12 protein-coding genes are annotated in these 17883 nt (G+C 41.0%); 11 read left to right on the top strand and 1 reads right to left on the bottom strand.

What is annotated here, in order from left to right; translation table 11 throughout:
* Window positions 1–561 precede the first annotated feature (561 nt).
* The 11 genes from AADY36_RS20015 to rluF all read left to right on the top strand — a co-directional run bounded on the left by AADY36_RS20015 (window position 562) and on the right by rluF (window position 17192).
* On the top strand, window positions 562–861 hold the full coding sequence (locus AADY36_RS20015) for an isoamylase early set domain-containing protein (RefSeq protein ID WP_054562386.1): 300 nt from the start codon (window positions 562–564) through the stop codon (window positions 859–861).
* 8 nt (window positions 862–869) lie between these two features.
* Window positions 870–2846, top strand: a complete 1977-nt coding sequence (gene malQ, locus AADY36_RS20010; RefSeq protein ID WP_342409578.1) for a 4-alpha-glucanotransferase — start codon at window positions 870–872, stop codon at window positions 2844–2846.
* Window positions 2846–5083 carry a 1,4-alpha-glucan branching protein GlgB gene (glgB, locus tag AADY36_RS20005; RefSeq protein ID WP_342409577.1) on the top strand — a complete coding sequence of 746 codons (2238 nt, stop codon included), beginning with the start codon at window positions 2846–2848 and terminating at the stop codon, window positions 5081–5083. Before malQ ends, glgB begins: the two co-directional genes overlap by 1 nt.
* Window positions 5073–7130, top strand: a complete 2058-nt coding sequence (glgX, locus tag AADY36_RS20000) for a glycogen debranching protein GlgX (RefSeq protein ID WP_342409576.1) — start codon at window positions 5073–5075, stop codon at window positions 7128–7130. The genes glgB and glgX overlap by 11 nt, the downstream gene beginning before the upstream one ends.
* Window positions 7123–9645, top strand: coding sequence for a glycogen/starch/alpha-glucan phosphorylase (locus tag AADY36_RS19995; RefSeq protein WP_287203128.1), 2523 nt, complete (start codon window positions 7123–7125; stop codon window positions 9643–9645). The genes glgX and AADY36_RS19995 overlap by 8 nt, the downstream gene beginning before the upstream one ends.
* An 18-nt stretch (window positions 9646–9663) precedes the next feature.
* Window positions 9664–10965 (top strand): glucose-1-phosphate adenylyltransferase, encoded by a 1302-nt coding sequence (gene glgC, locus AADY36_RS19990; RefSeq protein WP_054562381.1) that lies wholly within the window; start codon window positions 9664–9666, stop codon window positions 10963–10965.
* 123 nt (window positions 10966–11088) lie between these two features.
* A complete protein-coding gene (locus tag AADY36_RS19985) occupies window positions 11089–12627 on the top strand; it encodes a glycogen synthase (protein WP_342409575.1) in 1539 nt (512 codons plus the stop codon).
* Between the two features lie 91 nt (window positions 12628–12718).
* On the top strand, window positions 12719–13933 hold the full coding sequence (locus AADY36_RS19980; RefSeq protein ID WP_054562379.1) for an EAL and HDOD domain-containing protein: 1215 nt from the start codon (window positions 12719–12721) through the stop codon (window positions 13931–13933).
* Between the two features lie 7 nt (window positions 13934–13940).
* Window positions 13941–15023, top strand: a complete 1083-nt coding sequence (locus tag AADY36_RS19975; RefSeq protein WP_342409574.1) for a DUF418 domain-containing protein — start codon at window positions 13941–13943, stop codon at window positions 15021–15023.
* Between the two features lie 43 nt (window positions 15024–15066).
* Window positions 15067–16158 carry an ABC transporter substrate-binding protein gene (locus tag AADY36_RS19970; RefSeq protein WP_054562377.1) on the top strand — a complete coding sequence of 364 codons (1092 nt, stop codon included), beginning with the start codon at window positions 15067–15069 and terminating at the stop codon, window positions 16156–16158.
* A gap of 89 nt (window positions 16159–16247) precedes the next feature.
* Window positions 16248–17192 (top strand): 23S rRNA pseudouridine(2604) synthase RluF, encoded by a 945-nt coding sequence (rluF, locus tag AADY36_RS19965; RefSeq protein WP_054562376.1) that lies wholly within the window; start codon window positions 16248–16250, stop codon window positions 17190–17192.
* Between the two features lie 73 nt (window positions 17193–17265).
* Here rluF and AADY36_RS19960 read toward each other — a convergent pair whose 3' ends face one another.
* Window positions 17266–17808, bottom strand: a complete 543-nt coding sequence (locus AADY36_RS19960) for a hypothetical protein (RefSeq protein WP_342409573.1) — start codon at window positions 17806–17808, stop codon at window positions 17266–17268.
* Between the last annotated feature and the right edge of the window lie 75 nt (window positions 17809–17883).

Below are 17883 nucleotides of genomic sequence, written 5' to 3'. Positions count from 1 at the left end.
TTTTATAAGTTTTCCTGTGATAAAAAATTAATAATCAGTCAAAAAATAAAAGGTTTTATTACCATCATGTTTGTTAATTTATTTAACAGGGCTATACGATGTAAATCTGTTTTGTCTTGTTTTTATAAATAGTTAGTAGTGTATTTTTGACGAAAGAAGTAGTTTTTATTTTAGTATGATTGCTCTAACTTTCCACTTCAATTTTATTCACTTTACCCAATCTAAATTGTTATCTACTTTTTTATAAGTTGCGAATAAGGTTGATAAAAAAGGTACTGAAAATAAAGTATATTTTATTATCAACTTGGTTCAGTTATTGCTCGTAATAATACAGCAATATGATTGTTGTAGTTTTTGTGTGTTTTATGCACTATGGTGGTGCGAAAAACATACAGATGCACTGTCATAATGCGTAAATATAGGTTTGGTTTACTAGATACAAACTTGATGTTTTAGTAAGCAAGTTAAGAAACCTGAAACGCACAGCTTCCGCTGAATGAGTCGTCGAATGCGGTACTGTGGCAAGGATTAATTTACCAATTGGTTGAATTGGAGCCCACTATGCTAAGTAAACGTTTTTTTAAAACTAAAGACGAAACAGAAGTTACCTTTGAATTTCAACACCCTGACGCTGATGATGTGCAATTAGTTGCAGAGTTTACAGATTGGCAGCCAGTGCCAATGAAGTTTAATAAAAAAGAACAAGTATTCAAATGCAAGCAGCGCTTACCGCTAGATCAAGAATTTCACTTCCGTTACTTAATCAATGGCGAAACATGGGACAATGACCACCAAGCAGATGGTTATATTCCTAACGGTTTTGGTACTGATAACAGCATTGTTAATACCCAACGCGCTTAGGTGTTTTGATGCAGTCACTTTCGCAGTTATATTACCTGCATGGCATAGGCTATGAATATACAAAATACACTGGTGAGCATGTTATTTTCGATGAAAGTACACGCATGCAGGCACTTAGTTGTTGTGGTGTAGATACTCAGGATACTGATGCAATTAACCAACTTAATTTTGCATTAGATGCAGGTACATGGCTGAATTTGTTGCCTCATACAAGCATTATTGAGGCACACCACCCAATTTTGAAAGTACGCGTTGATGAGCGTTTATTATCACGCTCATGTACTCTAAGCGTGCCTTCGCTTGATATTCACTTTACTTGTGAAAACTTACAAGGTTTAGCTATTCTTGGTGATTATGGTCTAAACGGTATTCGTTATCTTGAGCTTGCATTGCCAGTTCCTGAAATGCCAATTGGTTATCATGATGCACTCATTACTGTGGCAGATCAGCAATCTCACAGTCAGCTATGGATCACACCTAAAGAAAGCTTCTCTATTGATGACAAAAAGCGTTTGGGCTTATCCATTCAGCTTTATAGCTTATGCAATGAAGAGGGGTTAGGAATTGGTGACTTCGCTGACTTAACAAAGCTTATTAAAGCAGCCGCGACTAAAAACATGGATTATGTGTTGCTTAATCCACTGCATTTACTGTTTGAACACAGCCCAGAGAGGGCGAGTCCCTATAGTCCAAATAGCCGAGCGTTATTGAACCCGCTGTATATTGCAGTGTCATTATGCGAAGACGCAAAAAATAATAATGCACTTATTAAATTGTTAGCGGATAAACCGCAAACCGATGCGACTTACATTGATTATACATCAGTTAGTGACTTTAAATATCAAGTGTTTAGCTGTTTATATCAACACTTTTGTGAATTTGGCTCAGCAGAGCGAAAACAGCAGTTCACTCGTTTTTGTGAAACCCATAAACACAGCCTGTCGACCATGTTGGTTGGGGACCGTGATTATGCTAGCTATTTACAATGGCAAGCTCACCTTCAATTAAATATCTGCCAGCAAGCTGCCCGTGACAGTGGTATGGCAATTGGCCTTATTAATGACTTAGCCGTTGGCTGTGCAGGTGATGGCAGTGAGTTCAAGAGCCAAAATGAATTATTTGCCGAAAATGCACATGTTGGAGCTCCGCCAGACCCTTGGGCTGAACATGGTCAGAATTGGGGCTTGCCGGCACTTAATCCACAGAAGTTAAGTAAAGACAATTTTGCGTTTTATCGCTCACTTATCCGCGCCAATATGGAAGATGTTGGTGGTCTTAGAATTGACCACGTTATGGCGATACGCCGACTTTGGTGGTGTTTTGAAAATAATTCCCAGCAAGATGGTTGTTATGTCTATTATCCCTTTGAACAACTATTAGCAATTCTAAAAATTGAATCTCACCTCAATCAATGTGTGGTTATTGGCGAAGATTTAGGCGTGGTACCTAAAGAAGTGCGTGAAGCATTAAAAGCAAGTGCAATCTATTCAAACGGGTTGTTCTACTTTGAAAAGGATCACCAAGGTGAGTTTTTAGCGGCTGAGCATTTTGCTCCTCATAGTCTTTTAATGATAGCCAACCATGACGTACCACCATTCAAAGGCTGGTGGATTGGCCATGATATTACGATTAAACAACAATATGGTTTGCTTGATGATGAGCAAACTCGGGCTCAATTCGATGCGAGAAACATTGAAAAGCATCGTATGCTTAATTTTATAGCACGAGAGTCAAATCAGCATTTATCGTTAGAAACAGATGCCTTTACGGTTTATGAAGCGTTGGCATCCTCATTAGCGGCAGCACCAGCAAAGCTATTTACTATTCAAATAGATGACTTAGATCAGCAAATACTGCCTGTAAATATCCCCGGTACTGATAAAGAGTACCCAAATTGGCGGCGTTTATTGTCGCGTCCAGCGGCGCAGATTATCGAAGCGCAACAGTCATTCTTAGCCAATTTAATTTCGATAAGGAATCAATAATGCGAAGTCGTGTTCGTCAAGAGCAAAGTGCACAACCTGTTATTTATCAAAAACAAATCGATGCATTAGCCAGTGGTTGTTTTAGAGATCCTTTCAGCTTTCTTGGGGCGCATAAAAGTGGCCCTACCAGCTATGAAATTCGTTGCTTTTTGCCTGGCGCAAGCAGTGTTTCGATTCTGCTTGGCACAGAAAAAATCGTTGCGCAGCAACAAGGTGATAGTCATTTATTTATCGCAAATATCAAATCAAAAACTAAGCCTGACTACCAGTTAGATGTTAGCTATAGCAATGAATTTACTCATCAACAATACGATGAGTACAGCTTTGAAAGCAGCTTAGATGAACAGGCAATGTATCTGTTTAATGAAGGCAGTTTAGAGCATGCGTATCAACATTTTGGTGCACATTTTGTGACTCAACAAGGCGTTGATGGTGTTCGCTTTACAGTGTGGGCGCCGAATGCCAGTAGTGTATCGGTTATTGGTGAATTTAACTATTGGCAGCGTAATCGTCATTTTATGCGTTTTCATCCTGCCAGTGGGGTATGGGAGTTATTTATTCCTGGGCTTAAAGAGCATCAATGCTATAAATTTGCTATCACCACTCTAACAGGAGATGTGCTTGATAAAGCCGATCCATTTGCGTTTAAGATGCAACAAGCACCGGGTACGGCGTCAGTGCTACAAAAGCTAAAAACAGGTATTCAGCTTTCTGAAAAGGCGTTAGCAAATCGTGCAAAACGAAACAGTATTGATGCGCCTGTTAGTATTTATGAAGTGCATGCGGGTTCTTGGCAAAGACGAGATGATGGCGAGCGCTATCTCACATGGCGTGAACTTGCTGATAATCTTATTCCTTACACAAAAGAGCTCGGTTTTACGCACCTACAATTAATGCCAATCAGCGAGTACCCATTTGATGGTTCTTGGGGTTATCAACCTGTTGGATTGTTTGCCCCAACCAGTCGCTATGGCAGCTTTGAAGATTTTGTTTACTTTGTCGAGCAATGTCACGAAGCAGATATTGGTCTCATACTGGACTGGGTACCTGGTCATTTCCCAAGTGATCCTCACGGTTTACATCGCTTTGATGGCACCCATTTATACGAACATGCCGATGTTAGACAAGGTTTTCACCCTGATTGGAATACCTATATTTACAATTATGACCGCGCAGAGGTTCGTAGCTTCCTAATTGCGAATGCAATGTACTGGTTGCATGAATTTGGCATTGATGGTTTGCGCGTGGATGCGGTTGCCTCAATGCTTTATCTAGACTATAGCCGTGAAGAAGGGCAATGGGTTGCAAATCAATTCGGTGGCAGAGAAAATTTAGGCGCCATTGAGTGCTTAAAACAAGTCAATATGCGCTGCTATGCAAAAAATCCGGGCATTATGATGGTGGCCGAAGAGTCAACAGCATGGCCAGGTGTTACGCGCCAAGTTGACCATGATGGTTTAGGTTTTGGTTATAAGTGGAACATGGGCTGGATGAACGACAGTTTGCATTATATGCAGCGCGATTCAATTTACCGTTCGCATCACCACCATGAAATGACGTTTTCAATGGTTTACGCCTACAGCGAGAACTACATTCTACCGCTTAGCCACGATGAAGTGGTGCATGGTAAAGGCTCATTAATTGAAAAAATGCCAGGGGATGACTGGCAAAAGTTTGCGAACTTACGTGCATATTATGCCTTTATGTGGGCGCATCCAGGTAAAAAATTATTGTTTATGGGGGCAGAAATCGCCCAGCGTAAAGAGTGGAATCACGACCAATCGCTTGATTGGCATTTACTTGAACATATTAGCCACAGAGGCATGCAGCAAACGATTAAAGATTTAAATGCTGTATACACTAGCACGCCAGCTTTATACGAGCAGGATACAAGCCCTGCGGGTTTTGCGTGGCTTGATAGCAATAATGCTGAGCAAAGTATGTTTAGCTTTATTCGCTATGCAAAAAAAGCTGAAGACTTTGTGGTGGTGATCTGTAATTTAACGCCGCAGGTGTATCACGACTACGTGATTGGTGTGCCAAAAGCTGGTACCTATCAAGTTATTTTGAATACCGACAAAGAGGATTATTTTGGTTCTGGCGTTGAAGCAACTAATCATGCAGAGCAAATAATTGTAAGCCAAGCGAAAGAAAGCCATGGCTTTAATCAAAGTATTAGTGTGTCTTTGCCTGGCCTTGCGACAATTTACCTTAAGAAGGTGAGCGATGAGTCATAGTGTCGAACTAGAAGTCGGTGTGAGCTCACCTTTAGGGGCGTCTGTTGTTGGTGAGGGCGTAAACTTTGCTGTGTACGCACCACAAGCACAACATATGTCTCTGTGCTTATTTGATAGCAGCGGTCATTCAGAAATTCTTACTCTTGCGATGCATATGAACGAAGGTGGCATCTGGACACTGAAAGTGAGCCCTTTGAAAAGTGGCGCCTTGTATGGCTTTCGCGCTGATGGTGAGTACGCACCCGAAAAAGGACTATTTTTTAATAATCACAAATTGCTGTTAGACCCGTATGCCCGAGATTTGTATGGTGAGTTTACTTGGAGTGAACGTCACTATGGGCAAATGCCTGTAGGAAAGTTAAGTCAGGTTAATAATGCCATTGATATGCCAAAATCACGAGTCCGTGAACTGGCACCTTACACAGGTAAAAAACCGAATCACTGCTGGGGAAAAACGGTAATTTATGAGTGTCATGTGGTTGGTGCAACCTGCCGCCACCCTGAGATCCCAAAACCGTTACAAGGTAAGTTTTTAGGTTTAAGCCACCCTAGTTTTATAGAACATTTACGTACTATTGGTGTGACTTGCTTAGAGTTATTACCCGTTCATGCTTTTATCAGTGAGCAGTTTTTAACAGCCAAAGGCTTACAAAACTACTGGGGCTATAACACACTTAATTTCTTTACACCGCATAAAGAGTATCTGGTTAATGATGATATTAGCGAGTTTCAAGAAATGGTGGCGGCGCTTCACAAAGCAGATATCGAAGTAATACTCGACGTGGTCTATAACCACACAGCAGAGGCGGGCACAGATGGACCTATCTTGTCGCTACGTGGCTTAGACAATCTAGGTTACTACCGCACCGTTGCTGATAAACCCCAGCATTATATTAATGATACCGGCTGTGGTAACACCGTAAATATTGATTCGCCTCGCTCTTTACAGCTGGTACTTGATAGCTTGCGTTATTGGGTTGAAGTGATGGGGGTCGATGGCTTTCGTTTTGACTTAGCAACCATTTTAGCGCGTAACCCAAATGGCTTTAATCAGGCACATGCGTTTTTCCAAGCTATTAATCAAGACCCAGTACTAAGCCAAGTTAAACTGATTGCAGAGCCGTGGGATATTGGCCCAGGTGGTTACCAATTAGGAGCTTTTCCTGCGCCTTGGCGTGAATGGAATGATAAGTATCGCGATACGATAAGACGCTTTTGGAAACAAGAGCAGGGCGTAATTGGCGAGCTTGCAAAACGTTTACATGGTTCGTTTGACTTGTTTGAGCACAACCTACGTGGGCCACTTAACAGTATTAACTTTATCACCAGTCATGATGGCTTCACGCTGGCTGATTTAGTCAGCTACGAGCATAAACACAACGAAGCTAATGGTGAGCAAAATCGTGATGGCCACAGTGGCAATCACTCATTCAATTGTGGTGTCGAAGGGTTTACCAACGATCCACAAGTGAGCAAATTACGCTTACAACAACAAAAAAATATGCTGTTAACTTTGTTACTTTCTAAAGGCGTGCCTATGCTTTCATTAGGAAGCGAAATGGCACACTCACAAGGCGGTAACAATAACGCCTATTGTCAAAACAATCGCACAAGCTGGCTTGCATGGAAAGACTCACAATTCAGTCATCCTCTAACTCGATTTATTGACGATGTTCTGCGCATTCGCAAGCAGTTCAGTATTTTTAAACATCGCTTTTTTGTTCACGATAATGACCCGCGTTATGAAGTCGCGTGGTTCACCGAATCAGGCTCCAATATGCAACAAGACGATTGGCATCAAGGTGATCGCCAAGTGTTGATATACAGCCTGACCGACAAGCATACAAATCAAGCTTTATTGATCTTATTAAATGCAGGAGCAGAGCCGGTAACTTGCCAACTTCCTAGTTTAGAAAAAGGAAAGTGGCAGTTAGCACTGACCAGCATTCATCCTATGTCAACACAATTTGTTGATAAGGAACACCAGATTGCTGCAATGAGCAGCTGGGTTTTTACCGCCAATTCAGAGGATCTAAATCATGGCTAAAAATGCCGATCAAGTATGTATTGTAAAGGGCTGGCAGGATGCGCCTACAGTTGATGAAAGTACGCTAGATGATGACTTATCACGCCATTTTTATTACACCCTTGGGCGTGACAAAGTGGGTAAATCACAACTGTATTTATACCATGCATTAGCATTAACTATTCGTGACCGATTAGTTGCTCGTTGCCGTGTGACCAAACAGCAAATCCATGAACAAAAACGCCGTAAAACAGCTTACTTATCACTTGAGTTTTTAATGGGGCGTGCACTTGGCAATGCGATTTTGAACTTAGACTTAGATGAGCAAGTCGCTAAAGCGTTACAAGAATACTGTACAGAGCTCGAGCAAGTTGCTGAGGCTGAGCATGATGCAGGCCTTGGTAATGGTGGTTTAGGGCGCTTAGCTGCATGCTTCTTAGATAGCTGTGCAAGCCTTGCATTACCTGTGGTTGGTTATGGTATTCGCTATGAATACGGCATGTTTAATCAAGCTATTGAAAATGGTCATCAAATTGAACAACCAGATAACTGGCTACGTGAAGGACACCCGTGGGAACTAAGTGCACCTGAGCAATCAAAGCGCGTAAAATTCTTTGGTCATGTTGAAAGCTATACTGATAAATATGGTCGTGAGCACCGTCAATGGCTAGATTCTCACGATGTCTTAGCTGTGCCTTATGATGTGCCAATTCCGGGTTACAAGAATGATATTGTAAATACCTTACGTTTATGGAAATCAGAAGCAACAGACGAATTTGATTTGAGCGAATTTAATGCGGGTAGTTACTCAGAAGCAGTAGCGCGTAAAAACTTAGCTGAACAAATTACCATGGTTCTTTACCCGAATGACAGCAGTGAGAACGGTAAAGAACTGCGTTTACGTCAGCAGTACTTCTTATCATCAGCGAGCTTACAAGACATCATTGATACGTGGGTTAGCAAACATGGCGAAGACTTCTCTGATTTTGCTGATTACCATGTTTTTCAATTAAACGATACACATCCAAGCATTGCTGTCGCTGAGCTTATGCGTATTTTGGTTGATGAGTATGAGCTAGATTGGCAAGAAGCGTGGTCTATCACGACTAAGACCATGGCTTATACAAACCACACTTTACTTCCTGAAGCATTAGAGAAGTGGTCAGTATCTTTATTTGCCCGATTATTACCGCGTATCTTAGAAATAATCTACGAAATCAATGCGCGTTTCTTAGCTGAAGTTGCGTTAGCGTGGCCAGGTGATGTTGAAAAACAACGTGCGCTGTCGCTTATCGAAGAAGGCCCTGAGCCACAAATTCGCATGGCATATTTAGCGATTGTTGGTAGCTATTCGGTGAATGGTGTAGCTGCACTTCACACTGAGCTACTTAAAGCGGGCCTATTCAATGAGTTTTATCAGCTATGGCCAGAGAAGTTTAACAACAAAACCAATGGTGTTACACCGCGTCGCTGGTTAGCGCATTGTAACCCTGAGTTGGCTAAACTGCTTAATCAACATATAGGTGATGAATGGGTTGCAGACTTTAGTAAAGTTAGTCAGGTACGTCGTTTATATGATGACACTAAGTTTCATAAACAATGGCAAGCTGTAAAACACAGCAATAAGCAACGCCTTGTTGAATTAGTGAAAAACCGTTGTGGTGTTGAGTTTGATGCCGAAATGATGTTTGACGTGCAAGTGAAACGTATTCACGAATATAAGCGTCAGCTATTAAACGTATTGCACGTTATTCACCTTTACGACCGTATTCGCCAAGGCGATACAGCAAACATTGTCCCTCGTTGTGTGCTATTGGGCGGCAAAGCTGCACCAGGTTACTACATGGCGAAGAAAATTATTAAATTAATTAATAACGTAGCAGAAGTGATCAACAAAGATCCGCTTGCTAAACCGTATTTAAGAGTTGCTTTTTTACCTAATTACAACGTGACAGCAATGGAAACTATTTGCCCAGCGACGGATTTATCTGAGCAAATTTCTACAGCAGGTAAAGAAGCATCTGGCACAGGTAACATGAAGTTCATGATGAACGGCGCATTGACTATAGGTACGTTAGATGGCGCTAACATCGAAATTCGTGATGCTGTGGGTGCTGACAACTTCTTCTTATTTGGTGCACGTGCAGAGCAAATTGATGATATCAAAGCGCACTATAATCCTGAGCAGATTATTCACCAAACTGACAGCCTCTATAAAGTAATGCAATTACTTGAGAGCGGTCACTTCAATTTGTTTGAGCCTAATTTATTTGACGACATTATTGCGGCGATTAAGAGCCCGCACGATCCATGGTTAGTTGCTCATGATTTTGCCAGCTTTGTAGAAGCGCAAGAGCAAGTTGAACAAGCCTACTTAGACACTGCTCACTGGACCAAAATGAGTATTTTGAATACTGCAGCCAGTGGCATGTTTTCGAGCGATAGAACCATTAGTCAATACAGTGAAGATATCTGGCATTTGGAGCCATTACTGGACACTAGTGCACAGCAAAACACACAGAAGAAAAGCAGCTAGCTTAAGACGGAGAGAGTTATGCCAAGTTATGCAAACCGATACATAAGTAGTTTAACCAGAGAAACGTATGCCCTAATTCTTGCCGGTGGACGTGGCTCACGTTTACATGAATTAACAGACTGGCGTGCTAAACCAGCAGTCTATTTTGGTGGTAAACACCGAATAATCGACTTTCCATTGTCGAATTGTATTAATTCAGGTATTCGTCGAGTTGGTATTGCTACTCAATATAAGTCGCACTCGTTAATTCGTCACGTAAACCGTGCATGGGGTCACTTTAAGAAAGAATTGGGTGAATCTGTAGAGATTTTACCTGCATCTCAGCGATATGGTGACGAGTGGTATTGCGGTACAGCTGATGCGGTATTCCAAAATATGGATATCATCCGTCATGAACTGCCTAAGTATGTCATGATCCTCTCTGGTGACCACGTATATTGTATGGACTACGGCGGTTTGTTAGCAAAACATGTTGAGACAGGTGCTGATATGACGGTTTGTTGTATTGAAGTACCTTGCGAAGAAGCTGCAGATACATTTGGTGTAATGACGGTTGATGAAAGTAATCGTGTCCGTCGTTTTGATGAAAAGCCTGCTGAGCCAACGTCTGTACCGGGTAAACCAGGAACCTGCTTAGCATCAATGGGTAACTATATTTTCAATACTGAGTTCTTATTTGAACAATTGAAAAAAGACGCAGAAACGGAAGGCTCAGGCCGTGATTTCGGTCACGATATCATCCCAGCTATCATCGAAGAGCATAACGTGTTTGCATATCCGTTTAGAGACTCTAACACAGATGGTCAACCATACTGGCGCGATGTGGGTACGCTTGATTCATTCTGGGAAGCTAACATGGAGCTGGTAATGCCAGAGCCTCAGCTTGACCTTTATGATCCAAAATGGCCAATCTGGACTTATCAGGAGCAGTTACCACCTGCTAAGTTTATTTTTGATGATGATGACAGACGTGGAATGGCTGTTGATTCAACAGTTTCGGGTGGCTGTATTATCTCTGGCTCTAAAGTTAAAAAGTCACTGCTGTTCTCGAATGTATATGTTCACTCATTCTGTGAAATTGAAGAGTCTGTGATTTTACCTGGTGCGAAAATACAGCGAAATTGCCGAATTAGGCGTGCTATTATTGACCGTAATTGTGAGATCCCAGCAGGTCTAGAAATTGGCTACGATCACAAAGCTGACAAAGAAAATGGCTTTAGAGTCTCGAAAAAAGGGATTGTGTTGGTAACTCGTGATATGTTGAATGAACTTGCAAAAAAGTTAAAACAACAAGAACAAGATAATAAACGACTTGCTTAAGCAATCGCGTTAAATGAAAAAGGGAGGGCATGTCCCTCCCTTATTTATATTTGAATAATACCAATTCGCTTAATTAAGTATTATTGCTGATTGGTATAACAGTTTTATGGAGTACTGCAAAGCATGCATGTATTGATGGTAGCTGCAGAGAATGATGCATTACCGAATGCAAAAGTCGGTGGTGTAGCGGATGTTGTTAGAGATTGTCCTAAAGCTTTAGTAGAAAAAGGCCTTACTGTTGATGTGGTGATCCCTGATTATGGCTTTGATTATTTAGAGCGTCATCACATAGGTGTAGTACATGTGCCATTTGCAGGTCAAATGCAAAAACTGGATGTGTGGAAGCTCGCTCAAAGTGATGAAGGTGTAACGCAACTACTTATATCTCATTGGGAATTTAGCCGCCATAATGGTGCTGTTTATTGTAATGATGAACCAGGCCGCCCATTTGCAACCGATGCAAGTAAGTTTGCTCTTTTCAACGCTGCAGTTTGCGAGGCCTTATTACAAGGGCTTATCCGCACGCCGGATGTTGTGCATTTACATGACTGGCACAGTGCCTGTGTTGCTCTATTACTAAAAACAGACAGCCGTTATAAGAAACTATCGCACTTATTTTTAGCTTACACAGTACATAACCTTGCATTGCAAGGGATACGTCCTTTTAAAGGCGATAGCTCAAGCCTAGAAGCGTGGTTCCCAAGCTTAGGCTATAACGGCGAACGATTATGCGATCCGCGTTATTTTGATTGCTTTAATCCAATGCGTACAGCAATTAATCTGGTTGATAAAGTACACCTCGTTTCGCCAACGTATTGCCAAGAAGTATTGCGCCCTAGTGATGCTGAAAAAGGCTTCTTTGGTGGTGAGGGGCTTGAAGCTGACCTACAAGCTGCTTATGAACAAGGCCGCGTAGTGGGCATTCTTAATGGTTGCGAATACCCTGGAATGAAGCTTGAGGACATTAGTTTAGCGAGCCTTTATCAACATGCCGAAAATGCATTATTTCAATGGATGGCAAAAAGTCCGGTTTTAGATTCAAGCTATTACATAGCGCATCAACGCTTACTTAAATTTAAAACTCAGCCGTTTTCAGGGCCATTAGTAACCAGTGTGGGCCGTTTAACGGACCAAAAAGCACTGTTACTTCGCCAGCCTTTTGATAAAGGACTGGTGTTAGATGAGTTGTGTCAGCGCTTAAAACAACATAACGGCTATATGATTATTTTAGGCTCAGGGGATGCTGAACTTGAGCAAATTATGACATCGGTTATGGCTCGCCAAGAAAACCTGCTATTTTTAAAAGGGTACGCACATTTTGTTGGCGAATATATGTATCACTTAGGCGATTTATTTTTAATGCCAAGTTCGTTTGAGCCATGTGGTATCAGTCAGATGTTAGCAATGCGAGCAGGTCAGCCATGTTTAGTCCACGGTGTTGGCGGTTTGCGTGATACGGTAGAGCATCATGTGAGTGGTTTTAGTTTCCAAGGTGAGAGTTTAGCATCACAAAGCTACGAACTTGTTACTAGTTTTAGCGATGCGCTTGAGCTTAAAAAATCACAACCAGAACAATGGTGTGCAATATGTGAACAGGCTGAAAATACCCGTTTTACGTGGCAATCCGTTGCAGAAGGCTATTTATCAGGCTTATATCAATAAAAAATGCGTGATTCATGGTAATTAAGTGACTTTTTTGTCAATTTCAGCTATTAATTACTTAGTGTGAGATAAAATATAAAAAGTAGGTAAAGTGGCTGTATTTGTTGCTAGGCAAGCGGTCTTTAATCGTCGTCAACAAGTTGTCGCCTATGAGCTACTATTTAGAGATAGTTTAAAAAATAGTTTTCCTGATGTGTCAGAGAGTACGGCAACGGCTCGACTCATTATGGAAAACCAGCTCAATTTAGGTACCCGACATATTACGTCGGGCAAAAAAGCATTAATTAATATAGGTCCAGAGTCTTTGAAGCTGGACCTTTGCGCGTTTTTGCCAACTCAAGATGTGGTGATTGAGTTACTCGAAACTATGGAACCTACCGACGAAAATTACGAATATTGTCGCGAGCTTTTTCACAACAACTACAAGTTGGCACTGGATGATTTTGTCTACCAACCTGAGTGGGATCGCTTTTTAAAACTTATTCGTCTTATCAAGTTTGATGTTCAACAAACACCCTTTGAAGAAATTGCCCCTGTTGTAAATAAGCTTAAAAAACATAAAAAAATAAAGCTTTTGGCAGAAAAGCTTGAAACAGCCGATGATTACGACAAAGCCTATAAAATGGGCTTTGATTTCTTTCAAGGTTATTTCTTTGCTAAACCCAAAATGATTCAGCATCGCGATATTGATTACAACTACGCGCTGGTATTATCAATTTATGCTGAAGTCATGCGCCCAGATCCAAATATAAGTGAAATTGCGGGCTTGTTCTCGTTAGATACCGCACTTGCTTATAAATTGCTGCGCTTAATTAATAGCGGCGTGTTTCCTATTAAAAGCAAAATTGGTTCTCTAAAACAAGCGCTTGTATATTTAGGCCATGAACGACTGAAAAAGTTTGTTAGCCTAATTATTACTGCCCACAGTGCCCAGTCAAAACCAGCCGAGCTTACTCGGCTTTGTGTTGTTAGAGCGCGCTTTTGCGAATTAATAGCGCAGCGTGTTGCTAAGCAACAAACAGGTGAGGCATTTTTAACGGGACTGTTTTCGTTGCTCGATGCCATATTAGATCAGCCAATGGAAAAGCTATTGGATCGATTGCCGTTTCCTGACGAAATTCATGCTGCTCTCATGCAAGAAAAAAATATCCTCTATTACATACTAGAAACTGTCAAAGCTTACGAAACTGGCAGTTGGTGGGCACTTGAACAGGCTGTTGCCTATTTAAGTATTGAAAGTGCTGACCTTCCCAAGATATACGAAAATGCGGTAAATTGGAGCGATAGCTGCAGGCAAAACCTATAAGGGATTTATGCGCAATATAAATATGGATGTTTTACGGGGTATTGCGGTACTCGGCTTGATGTTTATGAACATCTACACCTTTGCTGTGTTTGAGTATGACTATACCCCAAGTGCTACGCCACCATTTTCAGATTCACTCATTCACACCATAAATACAGTGTTTATTGATGGGCGTTTTAGAAGCCTTTTTTGCCTGTTATTCGGTGCGTCTTTAGTGATTCAATGGCAACTTTGGCAAAGCGTCGAGAAGCAACATAAGCGGCTAAAAGTTTTGGCATGTATAGGCCTTGCCCATGGTTTTTTATTTTGGGCTGGAGATATTTTGTTTATTTATGCTTGTGCAGGCTGGTTAACGCTTAAATTTAGTCAGCAAGATGACGAAAAAATACTGCGTATGGGCATGCTGTTTTTACTTCTTGGTGCCTTCATTTCATTTTTACTCTCCTTTATAGAGCCAGAGTTTAGCCCTGTAACGAGAAGCTCTGAGAGTTTTTTAATGGCGTATGACGCGGCTTACTCTTCTTATTTTGCAGGATTCGTCAGTAACTTTCTGATTTTTATAATAATGCTTATTGCTGTGCCGCTTATCACTATGTGGATGGCTGCAGGGTTAATGCTGGTGGGCGTTTATTTATATAAACAAGGGGTATTTGTTAAAGGTTTAACACACTCTCAGCTTAAGTTGATTACTGCTGCAGCGATAAGTTTTACGGCTCTAAGGTTGATGATAGAGCCTGACCAAAGTGTATTCATGTACGCGATTGCTGAACCGATTAATTGGCTTGCTGCTTTAGCTATGGCCATTTGTTATTGCCACATTATTGTGAAAATAGTTAAAAATTCCCCCAGTAACTGGTTACTGCTACAGCAAGCTGGACGCATGTCATTAACGCTATATCTACTGCAAACAGTGATTTTTATCCTGTTTTTTAAAGTCGTATACCCAAGCGCAGCACTTAATTTTGATCGCATAGATTATTGGTTGGTTATTGCTGTTGTGCTTGTTTTTCAATTGTTTTTTTGTAAAGTGTATAGTCAGTACTTTACACATGGTCCGTGTGAATTAATTTGGCGGAAATTGTCTAGATAATTCCTCGTATACTACAATCAAAGAAAAACAAAGCGGAGTGGTAATGCGAGTTTGCTTGTTGGTTTTTACATTGCTTTGCTGTTCACCACTTTATGCTGGCGAGCAATTCTCTGTGCTGTTAGTTAATCCCTCTGTTAAAAGCGATGTATTTTGGCAAAAAGTGACTGATGTGATGCAGGTTGCTGCCAAGCAAAATAATGTTTCCCTCACAACAATTTATGGTGGTGGAAATCGCCACATTCAATTAGCTGAACTAAAACAATACCTGCAATATAACCCTAAACCTGATTACGCAATTTTAATCAATTACCCAGGTGGCGCAGAGCAGTCAATGAGCTTGCTTGAACAACACAAAGTAAATTTTATCACTCTCGAAGAAACGATTGTTGGCGTAGAGCGAGACGAAGTCGGTAAACCCCGTCAGCGCTTTAAGTATTGGTTAGGTGAAGTATTTCACGATAACTTCAAAGCGGGTGAACAACTTGGCAAAGCCTTACTTGATGAGGCAATAAATACAAAGCAAACGCCTCACTTTGTCGCTATCAATGGCCATTATGGCACTGAATCTGACACCCGTAGTGACGGCCTTGTTCATTATTTACGAAAACAAGATGTTGAGCTTGAGCAAGTTGTGTATGCCAGTTGGAATAAGCAAGAAGCCGAGAATAAAGTGAGCCGATTATTACAACGATACCCAGATACGAATGTGATTTGGTGTGCGTCTGATTTGATGGCGCAAGGTGCCCTAGAAGCAGTAAAAGGTAAAAAAGATAAAGCCTATTTCATTGGTGGCATTGATTGGCTTGATGATAATTTAGACTTAATAGAACAACAAAAACTCACAGCCAGTGTTGGCGGGCATTTTATGATGGGAGCGTGGGCACTAATTAGCGTTATCGATCATCATAATGGTAACCCTTATTGGCAAAATCACGATGCGATTAAGTTTCAGCTCGGGGTGATCACAAAGCACAATATTCAAAGTTACAGCTGGCTAAGAAACATCAAAGACTGGTCGGTTATCCCTTTTGAAACCTTCTTACTGCAAAACAGCAAAAGCACTGAGTACGCTTTCGATTTTGATACACTACATAGTTTATTGAGCGAAAAGCCCAAAAACGCAGCACTACACTAAAAGTGCAGTGAAAGAGCCTAGATTCTACCTAGCTTGGTAAAGGCTTCTGGTATAAACTAGCGGCTTTAAAATCCAGACAGAAGTGTGCCATGACAGAGTTAAAGCGATTAAATAAATTTATCAGTGAAACAGGTTTTTGTTCACGCCGTGAGGCAGATAAATATATTGAAGAAGGTCGTGTTACTGTTAACGGCAACTTGCCAGAAATGGGCGTAAAAGTTAGTGACGCCGATGATGTACTTATAGATGGCAAACCTTTAAAAGCAAAGCCTAAGCTGGTTTATATTGCCTATAACAAACCAGTTGGTATTACTTGTACGACTGAGCGAAAAATCCAAAGCAATATTGTTAAAGCAGTTAATTACCCAGAACGTATTTTCCCAATCGGACGCTTAGATAGACCTTCAGAAGGCTTAATTTTCTTAACTAACGAAGGCGACATCGTTAATAAAATTCTTCGCGCTGGTAATAATCATGAAAAAGAATACGTAGTGACCGTTGATAAGCCACTTAATCGCCAGTTCGTGAATAAGATGGCAAACGGTATTCCTATCCTCGATACCGTTACTAAAAAGTGTAAGGTCAAGCAAACTGGCCCACAGCAATTTACCATTGTACTAACACAAGGCTTAAACCGCCAAATACGTCGCATGTGCGAATATTTAGGCTATGAAGTGGTGACTTTAAAGCGCACACGAATTATGAACGTGACCCTAAAGGGTTTAAAAGTAGGGCAGTGGCGTCACTTAACCGAACAAGAAATGGCTGAGATCAATAACTCAATTGCCGACTCAGGTAAAACACAAGAGCGTTCAATTGATGAAAACAAACAGCCAACGCAAGCTCGTGCTAAGCAAAAGCCTCGTAATGAAGAAGAAAAAAAGCGCGACTTTTCTAAATACGTGAAAAAAGCACGCAGTGATGCCAAGCAAGGTCAATCAAGAGCAAAGGCTGGCAATTCACATTCATCAAAACCAAATCAAACGAAGCGTAGCAGTACCAAACGCACAGGCACATTAAGTCTGAAAAAGTAAGCTCAGCGCATTAGAGCCCTGGCTAGTATTTACTCGTAACCTTCAGGGTTCTTTAATGATATATAGTGCAACCTCAGCCTTCATTAGGGTCAGTGGCATCAGCTTCAAGACGGTCTCTTTTCTGTTGAAATTCTTTTTTAGTGAGTTTTTTCGCGATAATATCGATAAGTTGATGTTTCCTTACAGAGAACAGCTCTTTTGTATTGTCATCTTCAAATAGTAATAGTGTTACTTTATTGTTTTTAACACTTGCTTCAATCAATTTGAATCCATTCACAATTAGCTTAGGTCTAAAATACAGAGCAATCTGACTGTTTTGTGGAAAGTCGTAATGAGATTCAACAGTCGGGCTTGAAACAGAATCACACCCGAGATCTAAATCGGGTGACTGTTGCCCTTCACAAATATCTGCGATTGGTGTGCCTATTTCCCCAAAAATCCATCTTGAGTTAAATATCAATCCATTTTGTCCTTCAATTGCTAAAACAGCATCAGATAAACTTTCAACGGCAACGTGAAAAGCTACATTAGACTCATGCTGATAGTATGTATTTTCATTGGCGCTTAAGGTACCACTGAATATTGCAATCAATAAGTAAAGTACTTTTCTACGCATCTTAGCCCTTCAAGTCTTAAATAAGCAGCAATAGGTTAGCACACAAGCTGATAGGTTAATCATTAAATAGACACC

This window comes from Pseudoalteromonas sp. D15MCD-2 (assembly GCF_038562745.1).
In the GTDB taxonomy this organism is placed as follows: Bacteria; Pseudomonadota; Gammaproteobacteria; order Enterobacterales; family Alteromonadaceae; genus Pseudoalteromonas.
This window is presented reverse-complemented; position numbering and strand designations above follow the sequence as displayed.